Source organism: Nocardiopsis sp. NPDC050513 (assembly GCF_044457925.1).
Lineage (GTDB): Bacteria > Actinomycetota > Actinomycetes > Streptosporangiales > Streptosporangiaceae > Nocardiopsis.
The window spans coordinates 54,340-67,616 of the sequence record NZ_JBITHK010000007.1 but is presented as its reverse complement, the minus strand read 5'-3'; the positions used below and the strand labels follow the sequence as shown (position 1 = coordinate 67,616).

The 13,277-nt window shown below is 74.3% G+C and carries 9 protein-coding genes; 6 read left to right on the top strand and 3 right to left on the bottom strand.

Translation table 11 applies throughout. The features are described from left to right. Positions 1–266 precede the first annotated feature (266 nt). The 5 genes from ACIBFB_RS14440 (at position 267) to ACIBFB_RS14420 (ending at position 5,388) form a co-directional block, all read left to right on the top strand. Complete coding sequence (locus ACIBFB_RS14440) at positions 267–617, top strand: RNHCP domain-containing protein (RefSeq protein WP_397230084.1); 351 nt, start codon at positions 267–269, stop codon at positions 615–617. Continuing rightward, the gene (locus ACIBFB_RS14435; RefSeq protein ID WP_397230082.1) at positions 614–1,036 is read left to right on the top strand and encodes an RNHCP domain-containing protein; all 423 of its coding nucleotides are present in this window, start codon (positions 614–616) and stop codon (positions 1,034–1,036) included. Before ACIBFB_RS14440 ends, ACIBFB_RS14435 begins: the two co-directional genes overlap by 4 nt. Before the next feature lie 149 nt (positions 1,037–1,185). Next, positions 1,186–1,788, top strand: a complete 603-nt coding sequence (locus ACIBFB_RS14430; protein WP_397230080.1) for a DUF1707 domain-containing protein — start codon at positions 1,186–1,188, stop codon at positions 1,786–1,788. Between the two features lie 121 nt (positions 1,789–1,909). Continuing rightward, positions 1,910–3,301, top strand: a complete 1,392-nt coding sequence (locus ACIBFB_RS14425; RefSeq protein ID WP_397230078.1) for a class II fumarate hydratase — start codon at positions 1,910–1,912, stop codon at positions 3,299–3,301. A gap of 158 nt (positions 3,302–3,459) precedes the next feature. Continuing rightward, positions 3,460–5,388, top strand: a complete 1,929-nt coding sequence (locus tag ACIBFB_RS14420) for a serine/threonine-protein kinase (protein ID WP_397230076.1) — start codon at positions 3,460–3,462, stop codon at positions 5,386–5,388. Positions 5,389–5,442: 54 nt separating this feature from the next. On the opposite strand, the gene ACIBFB_RS14415 is transcribed toward ACIBFB_RS14420, so the two are convergent. Further along, positions 5,443–6,078, bottom strand: a complete 636-nt coding sequence (locus tag ACIBFB_RS14415; protein ID WP_397230588.1) for a transglycosylase SLT domain-containing protein — start codon at positions 6,076–6,078, stop codon at positions 5,443–5,445. A gap of 453 nt (positions 6,079–6,531) precedes the next feature. Between ACIBFB_RS14415 and ACIBFB_RS14410 the strand changes: the two genes are divergently transcribed. After that, complete coding sequence (locus ACIBFB_RS14410; RefSeq protein ID WP_397230074.1) at positions 6,532–10,662, top strand: SCO7613 C-terminal domain-containing membrane protein; 4,131 nt, start codon at positions 6,532–6,534, stop codon at positions 10,660–10,662. A 111-nt stretch (positions 10,663–10,773) separates the two neighbouring features. Here the strand turns inward: ACIBFB_RS14410 and ACIBFB_RS14405 are convergent, their stop codons facing one another. Both ACIBFB_RS14405 and ACIBFB_RS14400 read right to left on the bottom strand, forming a co-directional pair. Continuing rightward, complete coding sequence (locus tag ACIBFB_RS14405) at positions 10,774–12,162, bottom strand: PhoH family protein (protein WP_397230072.1); 1,389 nt, start codon at positions 12,160–12,162, stop codon at positions 10,774–10,776. Positions 12,163–12,435: 273 nt separating this feature from the next. Beyond that, positions 12,436–13,197: an isoprenyl transferase gene (locus ACIBFB_RS14400; protein ID WP_397230070.1), complete on the bottom strand. Its 762-nt coding sequence runs from the start codon at positions 13,195–13,197 to the stop codon at positions 12,436–12,438. Positions 13,198–13,277: the final 80 nt, after the last annotated feature.

The window sequence follows — 13,277 nt, the reverse complement described above, 5'->3', positions numbered from 1 at the left end:
GACCCCCGGCCGCGCGGAAAACCCGTTGCCCCCGCTCACCGGCCGACCTATCATCGACCACTGCTGACGACACCCCGCGGGCCTCGCCCGCGCATGACAAGGATCGGTGAGTATGCCCCGGACCGCGCCGAGCGCGCCTCACCCCTGTGCGGACGACCCGCGTCCCCGGTCCCGTTCGGCGACCTGACGCGGCCCCGCCCCGCCGTCGAGACCCGCTCGGCGCTCCTCCTGCTGTCCTTCCGACCAGTCCAGCAAGGAGTTCCCGGGTGTCCAGCACCGAACCGAACCCCGCCACGTTCACCTGCGTCCGTTGCGGCCTCACCGTCTCCGCCGTCGGGCCCGACGGCGATCCGCGCGACCACTGCCCGAGCTGCCTGAGCTCCCGACACGTCGTCGACCAGACCGGCGGCGCCGCCCGCTGCGGCGGACGGATGGCGCCGATCTCCGTCGCGGTCCAGCGCGGCGGCGCCTGGCTGCTCGTGCACCGCTGTGTGGTGTGCGACGAGATGTCCGAGGGCCCCGTCGCCGCGGACGACAACCACCTCGTGCTCATGGGCATCGCCGTGCGTCCGCTCGCCGACCCGCCCTTCCCGCTCGACCTGCTCGGGGAGGTGTGACCGTGGGGCGCCGCAACTCCCCCCGCGACCGGCGCCCGCAGCGCCGCAAGAGCGTCACGCACGTCCGCGGCGGGTCCGGCCGTACCGGGGCGTTCCGCTGCGCGCAGTGCCGGCTCCTGGTCCCGGTCGACGCTCCGGGCACGGCCCACCGCAACCACTGTCCGCACTGCCTGACCAGCCTGCACGTGGACCGGAGCGTCCCCGGCGACCGCGCGGCCGACTGCCGGGGGCGGATGGCCGCCCTCAGTCTGACGACGCGATCGGACGGCGAGTGGCTCGTCGTCCACCGCTGCGTCCGGTGCGGGGAGCTCGGCGCCAACCGCGTCGCGGGCGACGACAACGCCCGCGCGCTGGTGCGCCTGGCGGTGCGGCCCCTGGCGGTCGCCGCCGTCCCGCTCCGGATGCCGCTCCTCCCCTGACCGGGGTCCCCGTCCGCCGGGTCCGCCGACGCGGCCGACCCGGCGGACGGGGCCGGCTCCGCCGCGCGGCGCGTCCGAGACGCGCCCGGCGGACGCCGCCCCTCGCGCAGCGGGGTACGTGTCCGCCGGGGACGCCCTAGGGTGGCGGTGTGAGTGAGGATGTCTCCCCCGCCCGACTCCGCGCCTCGCACCGCGACCGGGAACGGGTCCTGAAGGTGCTGCGCGACGCCGCCGCCGACGGTCGGCTCGACCTGGACGAGTTCACCGAGCGCAGCGGTCGCGCGCAGGAGGCCCGCACTCTCGGCGAACTCCCGGCCCTGACCGCCGACCTCCTCCCCGCCGAGCAGCAGCCCATCCGTCTGGAGCCGCAGCCCGTCCTCGCCCTGTTCTCGACGCTCAGCCGCCGCGGCCGCTGGGTGGCGGTCCCCGGCGAGCACGTGGCCGCGCTCGCCGGACGGGTCGACGTCGACATGCGCGAGGCCCTGCTCCTGCGCAACCGGCACCGGATGACCGTGAGCGCCGTGCTCGGCCGCGTCGAGATCGAGGTTCCGGAGGGCGTCGAGGTGCGCCTGCGCGGCTGGTCCTTCCTCGGACTGCGCACCACCGCGGCGCGCCCGTCCACGCTTTCACACCCGCCCGTCCTGGAGATCGACGGCTTCACCCTGCTGGGCTCCGTCCGGATCCGTCAGCCCAGGCGACGCCGCCTCCTGGGCTGGCGGCGACGGCCGCGGCGGCGCGGGATCGGCGCCTGAACCCGGGCCCCGAAACCGGACATGACGCACGCGACACCGCCAACTCAGGGTGAGTGGCTGTGCCCGATCGCGCGTCTGGCAGGCTGTGACTCACAGGTTTTCCCAGGAGGGATGGGTTGCAATGAGTGAGTTCCGCATCGAGCACGACTCGATGGGTGAGGTCAGGGTTCCCGCCGAGGCCAAGTGGCGGGCCCAGACGCAGCGCGCGGTCGAGAACTTCCCGATCTCGGGCCAGGGTCTGGAGGGCGCCCACATCGCCGCCCTCGGCCAGATCAAGGCCGCCGCGGCCAAGGTCAACGCGGAGCTCGGCGTCATCGGCGACGACCATGGCAAGGCCATCCGGGACGCGGCCCTGGAGGTCGCCGAGGGACGGTGGGACTCCGAGTTCCCGATCGACGTGTTCCAGACGGGGTCCGGCACCTCCAGCAACATGAACACCAACGAGGTCGTGGCCACGCTCGCCAGGGAGCGCACCGGCCTGGACGTGCACCCCAACGACCACGTGAACGCGTCGCAGTCCTCCAACGACGTCTTCCCGTCCTCGATCCACATCGCCGCCACCGCGGCCGTCCAGAAGGACCTGATCCCGGCGCTGCGGCACCTGGAGGGCGAGCTCACCCGCAAGTCGGTCGAGTTCGCGTCCGTCGTCAAGAGCGGCCGCACCCACCTCATGGACGCCACCCCGGTCACCCTCGGCCAGGAGTTCGCCGGGTTCGCCGCCCAGGTGCGCTACGGCGTCGAGCGCCTGGAGGCCGTCCTGCCGCGCGTCGCCGAGCTCCCCCTGGGCGGAACCGCCGTCGGCACCGGCATCAACACCCCGGAGGGCTTCGCCGCGCGCGTCATCGCCGAGATCGCGGCGAACACCGGCCTTCCGCTCACCGAGGCCCGCGACCACTTCGAGGCCCAGGGCGCCCGTGACGGCCTGGTCGAGCTGTCCGGCCAGCTGCGGACGATCGCCGTGGCCTACTGCAAGATCGCCAACGACATCCGCTGGATGGGTTCGGGCCCGACCACCGGCCTGTCCGAGATCCGCCTCCCCGACCTCCAGCCCGGCTCGTCGATCATGCCCGGCAAGGTCAACCCGGTCCTGTGCGAGGCCGTGCTCCAGGTCGCCTCGCAGGTGGTCGGCAACGACGCGGCGGTGGCCTTCGGCGGCGCGAGCGGCAACTTCGAGCTCAACGTCCAGCTGCCGATGATCGCCCGCAACGTGCTGGAGTCGATCCGTCTGCTGGCCAACGTCTCGCGCGTGTTCGCGGACCGCTGCGTCGCCGGGATCGAGGCCGACGAGGACCAGTGCCGCACCTACGCGGAGTCCTCCCCCTCGATCGTCACGCCGCTCAACCGCTACATCGGCTACGAGGAGGCCGCCAAGGTCGCCAAGCAGTCGCTCGCCGAGCGCAAGACCATCCGGCAGGTGGTCATCGAGCGCGGGTACGTCGAGGACGGCAAGCTCACCGAGGAGCAGCTCGACGCCGCCCTCGACGTCCTGAAGATGACCAACGCGCGCCAGTAGCCGCGCGACGACGGCGGGGCGCCCCATGACGGCGGCGCGCCCCGCCGACCGGGGTCACGGTCGTGGTTCCGCCCCCCTTCCCCAGGAACCTTTTCGCTCCGGGTGTCATCGGACCTTCGTGTCAGAGCACCCGCATGAGCCCGCCGAGAGAGCGATACATGTCGATGAACAGCGACCCTGAACGGATCGTCGCGGACCGCTACGTCCTCCGTCGCGAGCTCGGCCGCGGCGGGATGGGTGTGGTCTGGGAGGCCTTCGACCCCTCCCTGGACCGGATCGTCGCCATCAAACAGGTCCTCCTGCCCGACCACTTCACCGAGTCGGAGCGGGAGGACGCGCACGCGCGGGTGCGGCGCGAGGCCCGCTCGGCGGCACGGGTCAGCCACCCCACCGTGATCACCATCCACGACGTGTTCGTCTTCGAGGGCGACCCGTGGGTGGTCATGGAGCTGGTCGAGGGCGGGTCGCTCCAGGACGTGCTCGCCGAGCGCGGCGCCCTGGACCCGGAGAGCGCCGCGACGGTCGCCGCATCGCTCCTGCGGGCCGTGCGGGCGGCCAACGAGGCCGGTGTCCTGCACCGCGACATCAAACCCGGCAACATCATGATGTCCGCGGACGGCCGGGTCATCCTCACCGACTTCGGCATCGCCACGATGGAGGGCGGGCCGAGCATCACGCGGACCGGAGCCCTCATCGGTTCGCCCGAGTACATGCCGCCGGAGCGTCTGGAAGGCGGTCCCGCCGAGCACAGGGGCGACCTGTGGAGCATCGGCGTGACCCTGTTCGCCGCGGTGGAGGGCGTCTCGCCGTTCAAGCGGGACACCATCACGGCGGCGATCGCCGCGGTGATCTCAGCGCCGCTGCCGCCGATGACGCGCGCCGGGTGGCTGGAGCCGGTCATCAGCGGCCTCCTGGAGCGGGACCCGGACCGGCGGCTGTCCGCCGACGCGGCGCTGGCCCTGCTGCGCGAGCGCGGCGGCGGCACGGGCGCCCAGCCCTCCGCGGCGCCCGGAGGCGGCACCGGTGGACACGCCGCCGGCGCGCTCGGCGCGGTCGGCGTCTTCGCGCCCGGACCGGCCGGAGCGCCCGTGCCCGGCACGGCCGGGCACCCCAGCGGGCCCCACGCGGGCTTCCGGGGGCCCGCCCACCACGCGCCGAGCGGCGGTCACCCCGCGCCGAACACCGGGCCCCGGCCCGCGGGTCCGTATCCGGGCCCCGGGCCGACGACACCCCACCCGAGCCTCGGACGGCCCCCGCACGGGCCCGTCCACCCGCCCGTGCCGCCGCGCGGCGGGCCCGGCGGCACCACCGGCCCCGTCCACTCCGGTGGGCACGGCGGGGGGCGGAGGTCCGGGACGGGCACGACGGGCAAGCTCCTCATCGGGCTGGGCGCCGGCGGCGTGGCCGTGGTGCTCGTCGCGGTGGTGGCGGCGGCGCTCATGGTCCGCGCGGGCGGTGAACCGAGCGGGCAGGAGCAGGTGGTCGAGACCCCGCGGCAGACGGGCGGCCCCACGGCCCAGCAGTCCCCTCCGGAGCCGGCCGGGAGCGGCGATCCGGGCCGGACCGACGAGGATCCGCCGTCCTACGACGACCTGACGACCTTCCGCTCGCAGTGGTTCGACGTGGACTACCCGAGCGGGTGGACGGTCGACGACACCAGGATCGACGAGACGCTCGTCTACTTCGTCGCGCCCGGGCAGGACCACCAGGTTCTGGCGACCGGTTGGACGGAGCAGGAGTTCGAGGGGACCAGCGCCGAGTACCTGGAGGAGACGGAGGGCGGCACGAACGTCGTTCCGGACGACGTCACGACCGACTACGAGCAGCTGGAGCTGAACGAGGTCGACAGCGACGACTTCCCCGACGCGTGGGGCGAGGAGTGGGACGTCGCCTGCGTCGAGGCCGACTTCTCGAACGTGCAGTGGGGCACGGCGGAGCGCCACTTCTGGCGGTACGTGATCAACTTCGAGTACGAGGGCCAGCGGATCTTCTACCTCGTGAGCGTCAACGTGCCGCGCGGGCAGGCCGACGACTTCGACGACCTCGCCGAGGAGGTCGTCCAGACGTTCGACCCGCACACCGGCTGACGCGGGGCCGCGCGGGCGCCGGGCGCCGGTCCCCGCGCCCGCGCGGCGGGCCGGTCAGTACCAGCCGTTGGTCTGGGAGTGGGCCCAGGCCTCGCAGGGGGTGCCGTAGCGACCCTTGATGTAGTCGATGCCCCACGCGATCTGCGTGGCGGGGTTGGTGCGCCAGTCGTCGCCGTGGCTGGCCATCTTGTCGCCGGGGAGGGACTGCGGGATGCCGTAGGCGCCGGAACTCGGGTTCTGCGCCGTGTGGTTCCAGTTGCTCTCCTTCTGCCACAGGGGTTCCAGGCAGTCGTCGAACTCGCTGGCGGGCCAGCCCTCGGCCAGGACCATGTCGCGCGCGACGGCCCTCGCGTCGCCGGTGAACTCGGGAGCGTCGTCCGCCGGCTCCTCCTCTTCCTCCTCCACCTCCTCGACGATGTCGCCGGCCTGGACCTGGAGGGACAGCACGCCGCCGCCGACCGCGGCGTCGCGCTCCTGCTCGGCCTGCGCGCGCAGGCCCTGGAGCTCCTCGTCGGTCAGTTCCTCGGAGGCGAAGAACTCCGCCTCGTCCGCGGGCTCCTCGGTGTCGGGGACGGCGGCGTTGACGGCCGAATCCGGCTCGGTGTCGTCGTCGGCGAAGGCGACGACGGCGAAGGTCCCGCCGGCGACGAGGGTCGCCACACCGACGGCCGCGGTGATGCGCAGCGACATTCGGTTGAGTACCACGGTTGCCTTTCCCAAGAGGGGTGTTCGGGCAGGGAGATTCCTGGTGGAACAGGTGGGCGCCCGCGCTTGGGGGGTCGGGCGCCACAGCGCGCACGGCCCGGTCCGGGCACGTGCCGCGCGGCGGGGACGGGGACTCCGTTCGACCCGCCGCGACGAGGGGCCCGCTCAGGGCGGAACGCACTGAGCGGCGGATTCAGCCTGCACCACCGTCACGGTAAAGTAACGCCACTTTTACTGTGCCTTGGGTCACATCACGGAATGTGTCGGATTTGCAGTGCTCTGACCTGCAATATGACACGAAGAGTCAAGAGTCGGCCAAGTGGTCTGTGTTGTGGGGAGTGTCCCCTGAGCTCTCCGTGAGCGTGGCGCGGTGTCCGAAACCGAGATCTGAGTATCCGTACGGATGTCCGCGCGCCGGAATCGGACCAGGATGGCCGCATGAACGGACAAGGACCCCCACCGCACCGCGCGGTTCCGGATCTCGCGTGCCCGGACTGCCGCGCCCCCCTGAGCGACCGGGCCCGCGCCTGCGCGCGGTGCGGGATCCTGCTCGTGGGCCCCGCGGCCGAACGCCTGTGGCACATCGACACCGAGCTGGCCGCCCTCGCCGACCGCGGGACCGCGCTCAACGCCGAGCGGGTCCTCCTGCTCCGGCTGCTGCGCCGGGAGTCCCTCATCGCCGCCCAGGCACTCCAGGACCCCCCAGCCCAGGGGGTCTCGCGTGCGCGGTCGCGCCCGGCCGCCGCACCCGACACCCCGCCGATGGCCCTGGACGGCTCCGTCGGCCCCGGCCAGGGGCCGGCGGCCGGGTTCGCGTCCTCCGGGGTCCCCGGAGCCGATCCGGGTGCACCCCACGCCGGGGCGCACCCCGCTGCGACGCGCGCGGGCGAGGTCACCCGGCGTTCGGCGCAGAACGCCATCCTCGGTCTGGGCGGACTGCTCGTCGGCATCGCGGCCCTGGTCTTCGCCGTCTGGACGTGGAGCGACATGGGCACCGGCACGCGCGCGACCGTGCTCGGCCTGACCACCCTCGCCATCGCCGGGGTCGCCCTCCCCCTGCACCGGCGCGGCCTGCGCGCGAGCGCCGAGACCTTCGGGGCCCTGGCGGCGGGCCTGCTCTGCGTCGACGCCCTCGCCCTGTTCCTGCTGTCGGACGGGCTCACCAACGCGGCGGGGTACGCGGCGGGCGCCCTCGCGGCGATCGGCGCGCTGCTCGCCCTGTACCCGTTGGTCGTCCCCCTGGCCGGGCCCCGGGTCCTCACGGTCGTGCTCGCCCAACCGGTCGCCTTCCTGGCCGTGCTGGCCACGCCGTTCGACGGCCGTTGGTCCTGGCTGCTGCCCGCCGTCGCCGCCACCGCGCTGGCCGACACGGTCGTCGCCCGTCGGCTCGGAACGCCCCGCTCCGGGCGTCCCGTACGGACCCTGTACTGGTCGGCGCTCCTGCTGTGGCTCGGCGCCGCCGGAGCGTCCGCGACCGTGCTGTTCGGCGCCGACCCCGGCATCGACCCCGAACGCCGGTGGCCGGTGGCCGCGGCCCTGGCACTGCTCGGCGTGACCGGCCTGCTGCTGGCACGCCGTCCCGTGCCCGCTCCGGGCCTCGCGCCCCGGGCGTTCGCCGGCGCCGCCCTCGCGGCCCTGGGCGCGGTGCCGCTCGCGGCCGGTCCCGCCTCGCTGCCCGCGCTCCCCCGGATACCGGCGGCGCCGTGGTCGGGCGGGAACGACGCCGTCACCGCCCCGATCGCCGCGCTGTCGGGGGTCGCCGTCCCGGATCCGGGGTCGTCGGCCGCCCTCGCCCACCTCGTCGCGGTCCTGCTCGGCGCCGGACTGGCGGTGGCCGCGCCCGCCCTGCTGCTGCGCCGGCTCGTCCTGCCCGTCGTCGCCGTGACGGCTCCCGCCGCGCTGTTGGCGGTGCCGTCGCTCCTGGGGTTCCCCGGAGCCGCCGCGGCCGTCTGGGCGGTCCTGTGCGGCGCGGCGCTCGTCCTGGGCGCGGTGGCCCTGCGAACGGACCGCCTGGGCTGGATCCCGGCGGTCACGGGCACGCTGACCGTCGTGACGGGCGTGTGCTGGTCGCTGTCCTCGCCCCACACCACCATGGCCGCGCTCCTGCTGGTGGCCGCGACCGCGCTCGTCCTGGCACTCGCCCAGGCGCGGCTGGGGGCCGGGCGGGGGGACGGACCCGTCCGGCCCCTGTACGCGGCCAGCGCGGCGCTGTGGGCGCTCTCCCTGGCCGTGGGCGCGGCTCTGCTCGCCTGGACCCGGGCCGCCGGAGGCGCGGCGGGACCGCCGGACTGGTCGTTCACCGCGCTCGTGCTCACGGCCGGCGCCGCCGCGCTGGTGTTCGGGCGGTCCCCGAACCCGTTCGCCGGGCCGGGAGCGGACGGGTCCGCCGTTCCGCCGTCGGCCACGGTCGCGGGTCTGCTCCTGTTGCCGGCCGCCCCGCTCCTGTCCGGCCCGCTGCTCACCGGCCCGGGTTCCTCCCCCGCGCTGCCGGGCTCGGCGGGACCCCACGCCCCCTGGGCAGCGCCCGCGTCGGCGCTGCTCGACCCCGCGCACGAGGTCCTGGGCGTGTCGGTCCGGTCGGGCGTCCCCGCGGTCGGGATCGCGCTCGGCGTCGTCGTGACCGGGATCCTCGCCGTCCTGGTGGCCAGGGTCGCCGACCGGCGGTGGACGGGGGCGGCGACCGCGCTCGCCGCCCCCGCCGCGCTCGTACCGCTTCCGGTGGTCCTCGGGCTTCCGTTCGTCGCGGCGGTCGTGTGGACGGCGCTCGTCGGGGCCGCGCTCGTCCTGGCCGTGTCCCGGGTCGCGGGCGGCTCCGCCTGGGTGCCCGCGGCCACCGGCACGCTCACCCTCCTCCTCGGCGTGCTGTGGGCGCTGCCCGAACGGCACGCCACCCTGGTCGCGCTCGCCGTTCTCTCCGCGACCGCGTCGGCCGGCGCGGCGGTCCTCGTCCGGACCACCGCTCCCGAGCGGCGGGACCGGGCGCTGCGGGTGGGTGTGACGACCGTGGCGCTGGGGCTGCTCGCCGTCGTGATCGGGGCGGTCTGCCTGGTCGCGATCGCCGCGGCCGACGGCGGACCCGTGTCCCGGTGGCTGCTCGCCGCCTCCGCGCTCATGGTCGGGACCGCCGCCCTGACGGTCAGCCGGACGGCGTTCCCGTTCCTTCCGGTGCCCGCCGGAGCGGGCGCCCGACCGTCGTTGCCCAGCCTGGTCGGCCTGTTCCTGCTCGCCGTCGTCCCCCTGGTCGCCGGACCGCGCGGCGCGCCGGTGCTGTCCGGGTTCGTCCGCGTCCCGTTCCTCGCCCCCGCCGCCCCCGAGGACCTCCTCCTGCCCGCGCACGTCTTCCTGGGACTTCCGGGCCAGCCGGACACGGGCACCGCCGTGGCCGTGGCGTCCGGGCTGGTGCTGAGCGGGGTGCTCGCCGCCGGGGCGGTCCTCGTCCTCGCCCGTCGGTGGAGCGCGCACACGGCCGCGCTCGTGGCTCCGTCCGCGCTCGTCCCCGTGCCGATCGTCCTCGGCGCTCCGTTCGCGGTCGCCCTGGCATGGACCCTGGCCGTCGGCTCCGCCCTCGTCGTGGCCTCGGCCCTGCCGCGGGACCGACGGGTGACCTGGGTGCCCGGGGTGACCGGTCTGCTCACGCTGCTGCTGGGGCTGTGCTGGGCCCTGCCGGAGCCGTACGCCCTCTCCGCAGCGCTCACGGCCGTCGCGGTCGCCTGCGCCGTCGCAGCCGCGCTGGCCAGGACCGCCCTCGCCGCGGCCGGCGGCACGGCCGCGGCCACGACGGCCACCGGGGCCTGCGCGCTGGCGGTGCCGCTGGCCCTGGGAGTGCCCGTGGAGTACGCGGCCCTGGTGCCGATCGCCCTGGTGGCGGGGGTCGCGGCGGTCGCACCCCGACTGCGCGCTCCGCTGCTGGAGAGCGCCGAGATCCCGGCGGCCCTGTGGGCCGCGGTCGCGGTGACCGTGACCGCGGTGGCGGGGACGCGCGGGGAGCTGGTGGCGCTCGCCCTCGCCCTGGTCGGTGTGATCGCCCTGGCCAGCGCCGTACGGCCGCGCCGCCGCTGGCTGGCCGGGGTCGGCGGCGCGCTCCTGCTGATGGCGCTGTGGACGGTGCTGGGGGCCTGGCGTGTGACCGTCCCCGAGGCGTACACGGTCGTGCCCGCGACCGCCGCGCTGGTCGTCGGGTGGGAGTGGAGCCGCAAGGCCGTCCCTCCGCCGTCCAGTTGGGTCGCGTACGGCGGCGGGCTCGCGCTGCTCCTCCTCCCGACCGTGTGGATGGTGTTCGACGGCTCCGGCGCGCTCTGGCGGGTGCCCGCAGTGCTCGCCGCGGGCCTGGCCGTCGCCGTATGGGGGCTTCGGGCGAGGCTCCAGGCAGGGCTGGTCCTGGGCGCGACCGCCCTGCTGGTGTCGTCGCTGCGGGCCTTCGGGCCGCCGCTGTGGGACCTGACCGTCCAGCTGCCGAACTGGGTGCCGTTCGCGGTCGTCGGCGCGGCCCTGCTCGTGGTGGGAGCGCGCTACGAGGCCAGCCTGGCCCGCGTCAGGCGGTGGGGCGCCCTGGTGTCCGGAATGCGTTGACGGCTGCCGGGGAGCGGTGACGCGCCGCGGGCCCGCCCGCCACCGCCCGGAGCGCCTCGCGCGGACGCGAGCCGCCCCGGGCGAACGCCTGCGGCGTGGTCCCGTTCCCCGTCAGTTCTCCAGCATCTCCGTGACCAGTGCGGCGATCGGCGACCGCTCGGAGCGGGTCAGGGTGACGTGCGCGAACAGCGGGTGGCCCTTGAGCTTCTCGATCACCGCGACGACGCCGTCGTGGCGACCGACCCGCAGGTTGTCGCGCTGGGCGATGTCGTGGGTCAGCACGACCCGCGAGTTCTCCCCCAACCGGGACAGCACGGTGAGCAGGACCCCGCGCTCCAGCGACTGGGCCTCGTCCACGATCACGAACGCGTCGTGCAGCGAGCGCCCGCGGATGTGCGTGAGCGGGAGCACCTCCAACATGCCCCGGTCCACGATCTCCTCGATGACGTCCTCGCTGGTCACCGCGGACAGGGTGTCGTGCACCGCCTGGCCCCACGGGGTCATCTTGTCGTTCTCGGTCCCGGGCAGGTAGCCGAGCTCCTGGCCGCCCACCGCGTAGAGCGGGCGGAACACCATCACCTTGCGGTGCTGGCGGCGCTCCAGGACCGACTCCAGCCCCGCGCACAGCGCCAGCGCCGACTTACCGGTGCCCGCGCGCCCGCCCAGGGAGACGATTCCCACCTCCGGGTCGGTGAGCAGGTCCAGCGCGATCCGCTGCTCCGCGCTGCGTCCGTGCAGGCCGAACACGTCGCGGTCGCCGCGCACCAACCGCACGGACTTGTCGGGACGCACCCGGCCGAGCGCCTTGCCCCGTTCGGACACCAGCACCAGACCGGTGTGGCAGGGCAGGTCGCGGGCCTCCTCGATCTCACTGGTGCCCGCCTCGAACAACTCCCCGATCCGGTGGGCGGGCACGTCCAGCTCGGCCATGCCGGTCCACCCGTGCTCGATGGCGAGCTCGGCCCGGTACTCGTCGGCGGCCAGGCCGATCGAGGAGGCCTTGATCCGCATCGGCAGATCCTTGCTCACCAGCACGACGTCGCCCTCGGCGTCCTCCCCCTCGGCCGCGTCCCCGCGGCCGTGCGGCGAGAGCTGGAGGTTGCGCGCCACCGTCAGGATCCGGGTGTCGTTGTCGCCGAGGCGGAACCCCGCCGGCAGGACCTCCGGATCGCTGTGGTTGAGTTCGACGCGCAGCGTGCCGCCCTGGTCGTTCACCGGCACCGGGACGTCCAGCCGACCGTTGGCGACCCGCAGGTCGTCCAGGAGGCGCAGCGCCTGGCGCGCGAAGTACCCGAGCTCCGGGTGGTGTCGCTTGCTCTCCAGCTCGGTGATCACCACCACGGGGATGACGACCTCGTGCTCGGCGAACCGGGTGACCGCCATCGGGTCGGCGAGCAGGACGCTGGTGTCGAGCACGTACACGCGCGTGCCCTCCGTCACCTCCGGGTGGGGGGTGGTGGGGGACTGGGTGTCACGGCGATCGGTCGAGGAACTAGCCACTCGTTCTCCCCTTGGGCACCGCTGGGGCGCCCTACTGTCACGGGATCATGGAGGACCGGGACCTGGCCCCAGAGGGCCGGGTCCGGCCCTCCTCGTTGACGTTCCGCTGTGACGGAGGAGATCAATGAGCCGGGGCCTCCCGAACGGATGGACGAACGCCACCCGTCAGATCCGACGCTACGTGCCCACCGGCCCGTTTTCCAGAGCCCCGGCCCGACATGCGGTGAATACCGCGTTAAGGGGCGCCTCCGATGAGGAGGGCGGGGTTGGGGGTCAGGAGCCGAAGCGACGGTTGCGCGCGCCGTACGAACGCAGTGCACGGAGGAAGTCGACCCTGCGGAAAGCAGGCCAGTGGACCTCGCAGAAGTAGAACTCCGAGTGCACGCTCTGCCACAGCATGAAACCGGACAGTCGTTGCTCCCCCGACGTGCGGATGAGCAGGTCGGGATCGGGTTGGCCGCGCGTGTAGAGATGCCGCGCGATGTCCTCGATGTCCAGGCGCTCGGCGAGCTCCTGGATACCGGTGCCCCTGGCCGCCTCCTCCTGGAGGAGGGACCGAACCGCGTCGGCGATCTCACGTCTACCCCCATACCCGACGGCGACGTTGACAACCAGGCCCGGATTGCCGGATGTGGCCGCTTCCGCCTCCTTCAGGGCGCGGGCGGTGGTGTCGGGCAGGACGTCGAGGGCTCCGACCGGCCGGGTGTTCCATCCCTCGTCCCGCAGTCGGCCGACGGTGGCCTCGATGATGCGCAGGAGCGGCTGGAGCTCGGAGTCGTCACGGGTCAGGTTGTCGGTGGACAGCATCCAGATGGTGACCACCTGCACGCCCAGCTCGTCGCACCAGCGCAGGAGTTCGAAGATCTTGTCCGCGCCGGCCCGGTGCCCGTCCTCGAGCGCCTGCTTGCCGCTGCTCCGGGCCCAGCGCCGGTTCCCGTCCAGCACCACACCGACGTGGCGCGGCATCTCCTGGCTGGTCAGGTGACGTTCGAGACGTCGCTCGTACAACCAGTACAGGGGGTCACGAAGCCCCATGGGCGATACCTCTCAGAGCTGGAGCGGGAACGGCGCACGCCGGAGCGGCGGCCGGGACGGGATGTCTCCCAGAGTAGTTC

Bases quoted from the DNA above. Each gene is read 5' to 3' on its own strand.
- ACIBFB_RS14425 (WP_397230078.1), top strand. From the start codon at position 1,910: ATGAGTGAGTTCCGCATCGAGCACGACTCGATGGGTGAGGTCAGGGTT.
- ACIBFB_RS14400 (WP_397230070.1), bottom strand. From the start codon at position 13,197: ATGGGGCTTCGTGACCCCCTGTACTGGTTGTACGAGCGACGTCTCGAA.
- ACIBFB_RS14415 (WP_397230588.1), bottom strand. From the start codon at position 6,078: ATGTCGCTGCGCATCACCGCGGCCGTCGGTGTGGCGACCCTCGTCGCC.
- ACIBFB_RS14420 (WP_397230076.1), top strand. From the start codon at position 3,460: ATGTCGATGAACAGCGACCCTGAACGGATCGTCGCGGACCGCTACGTC.
- ACIBFB_RS14410 (WP_397230074.1), top strand. From the start codon at position 6,532: ATGAACGGACAAGGACCCCCACCGCACCGCGCGGTTCCGGATCTCGCG.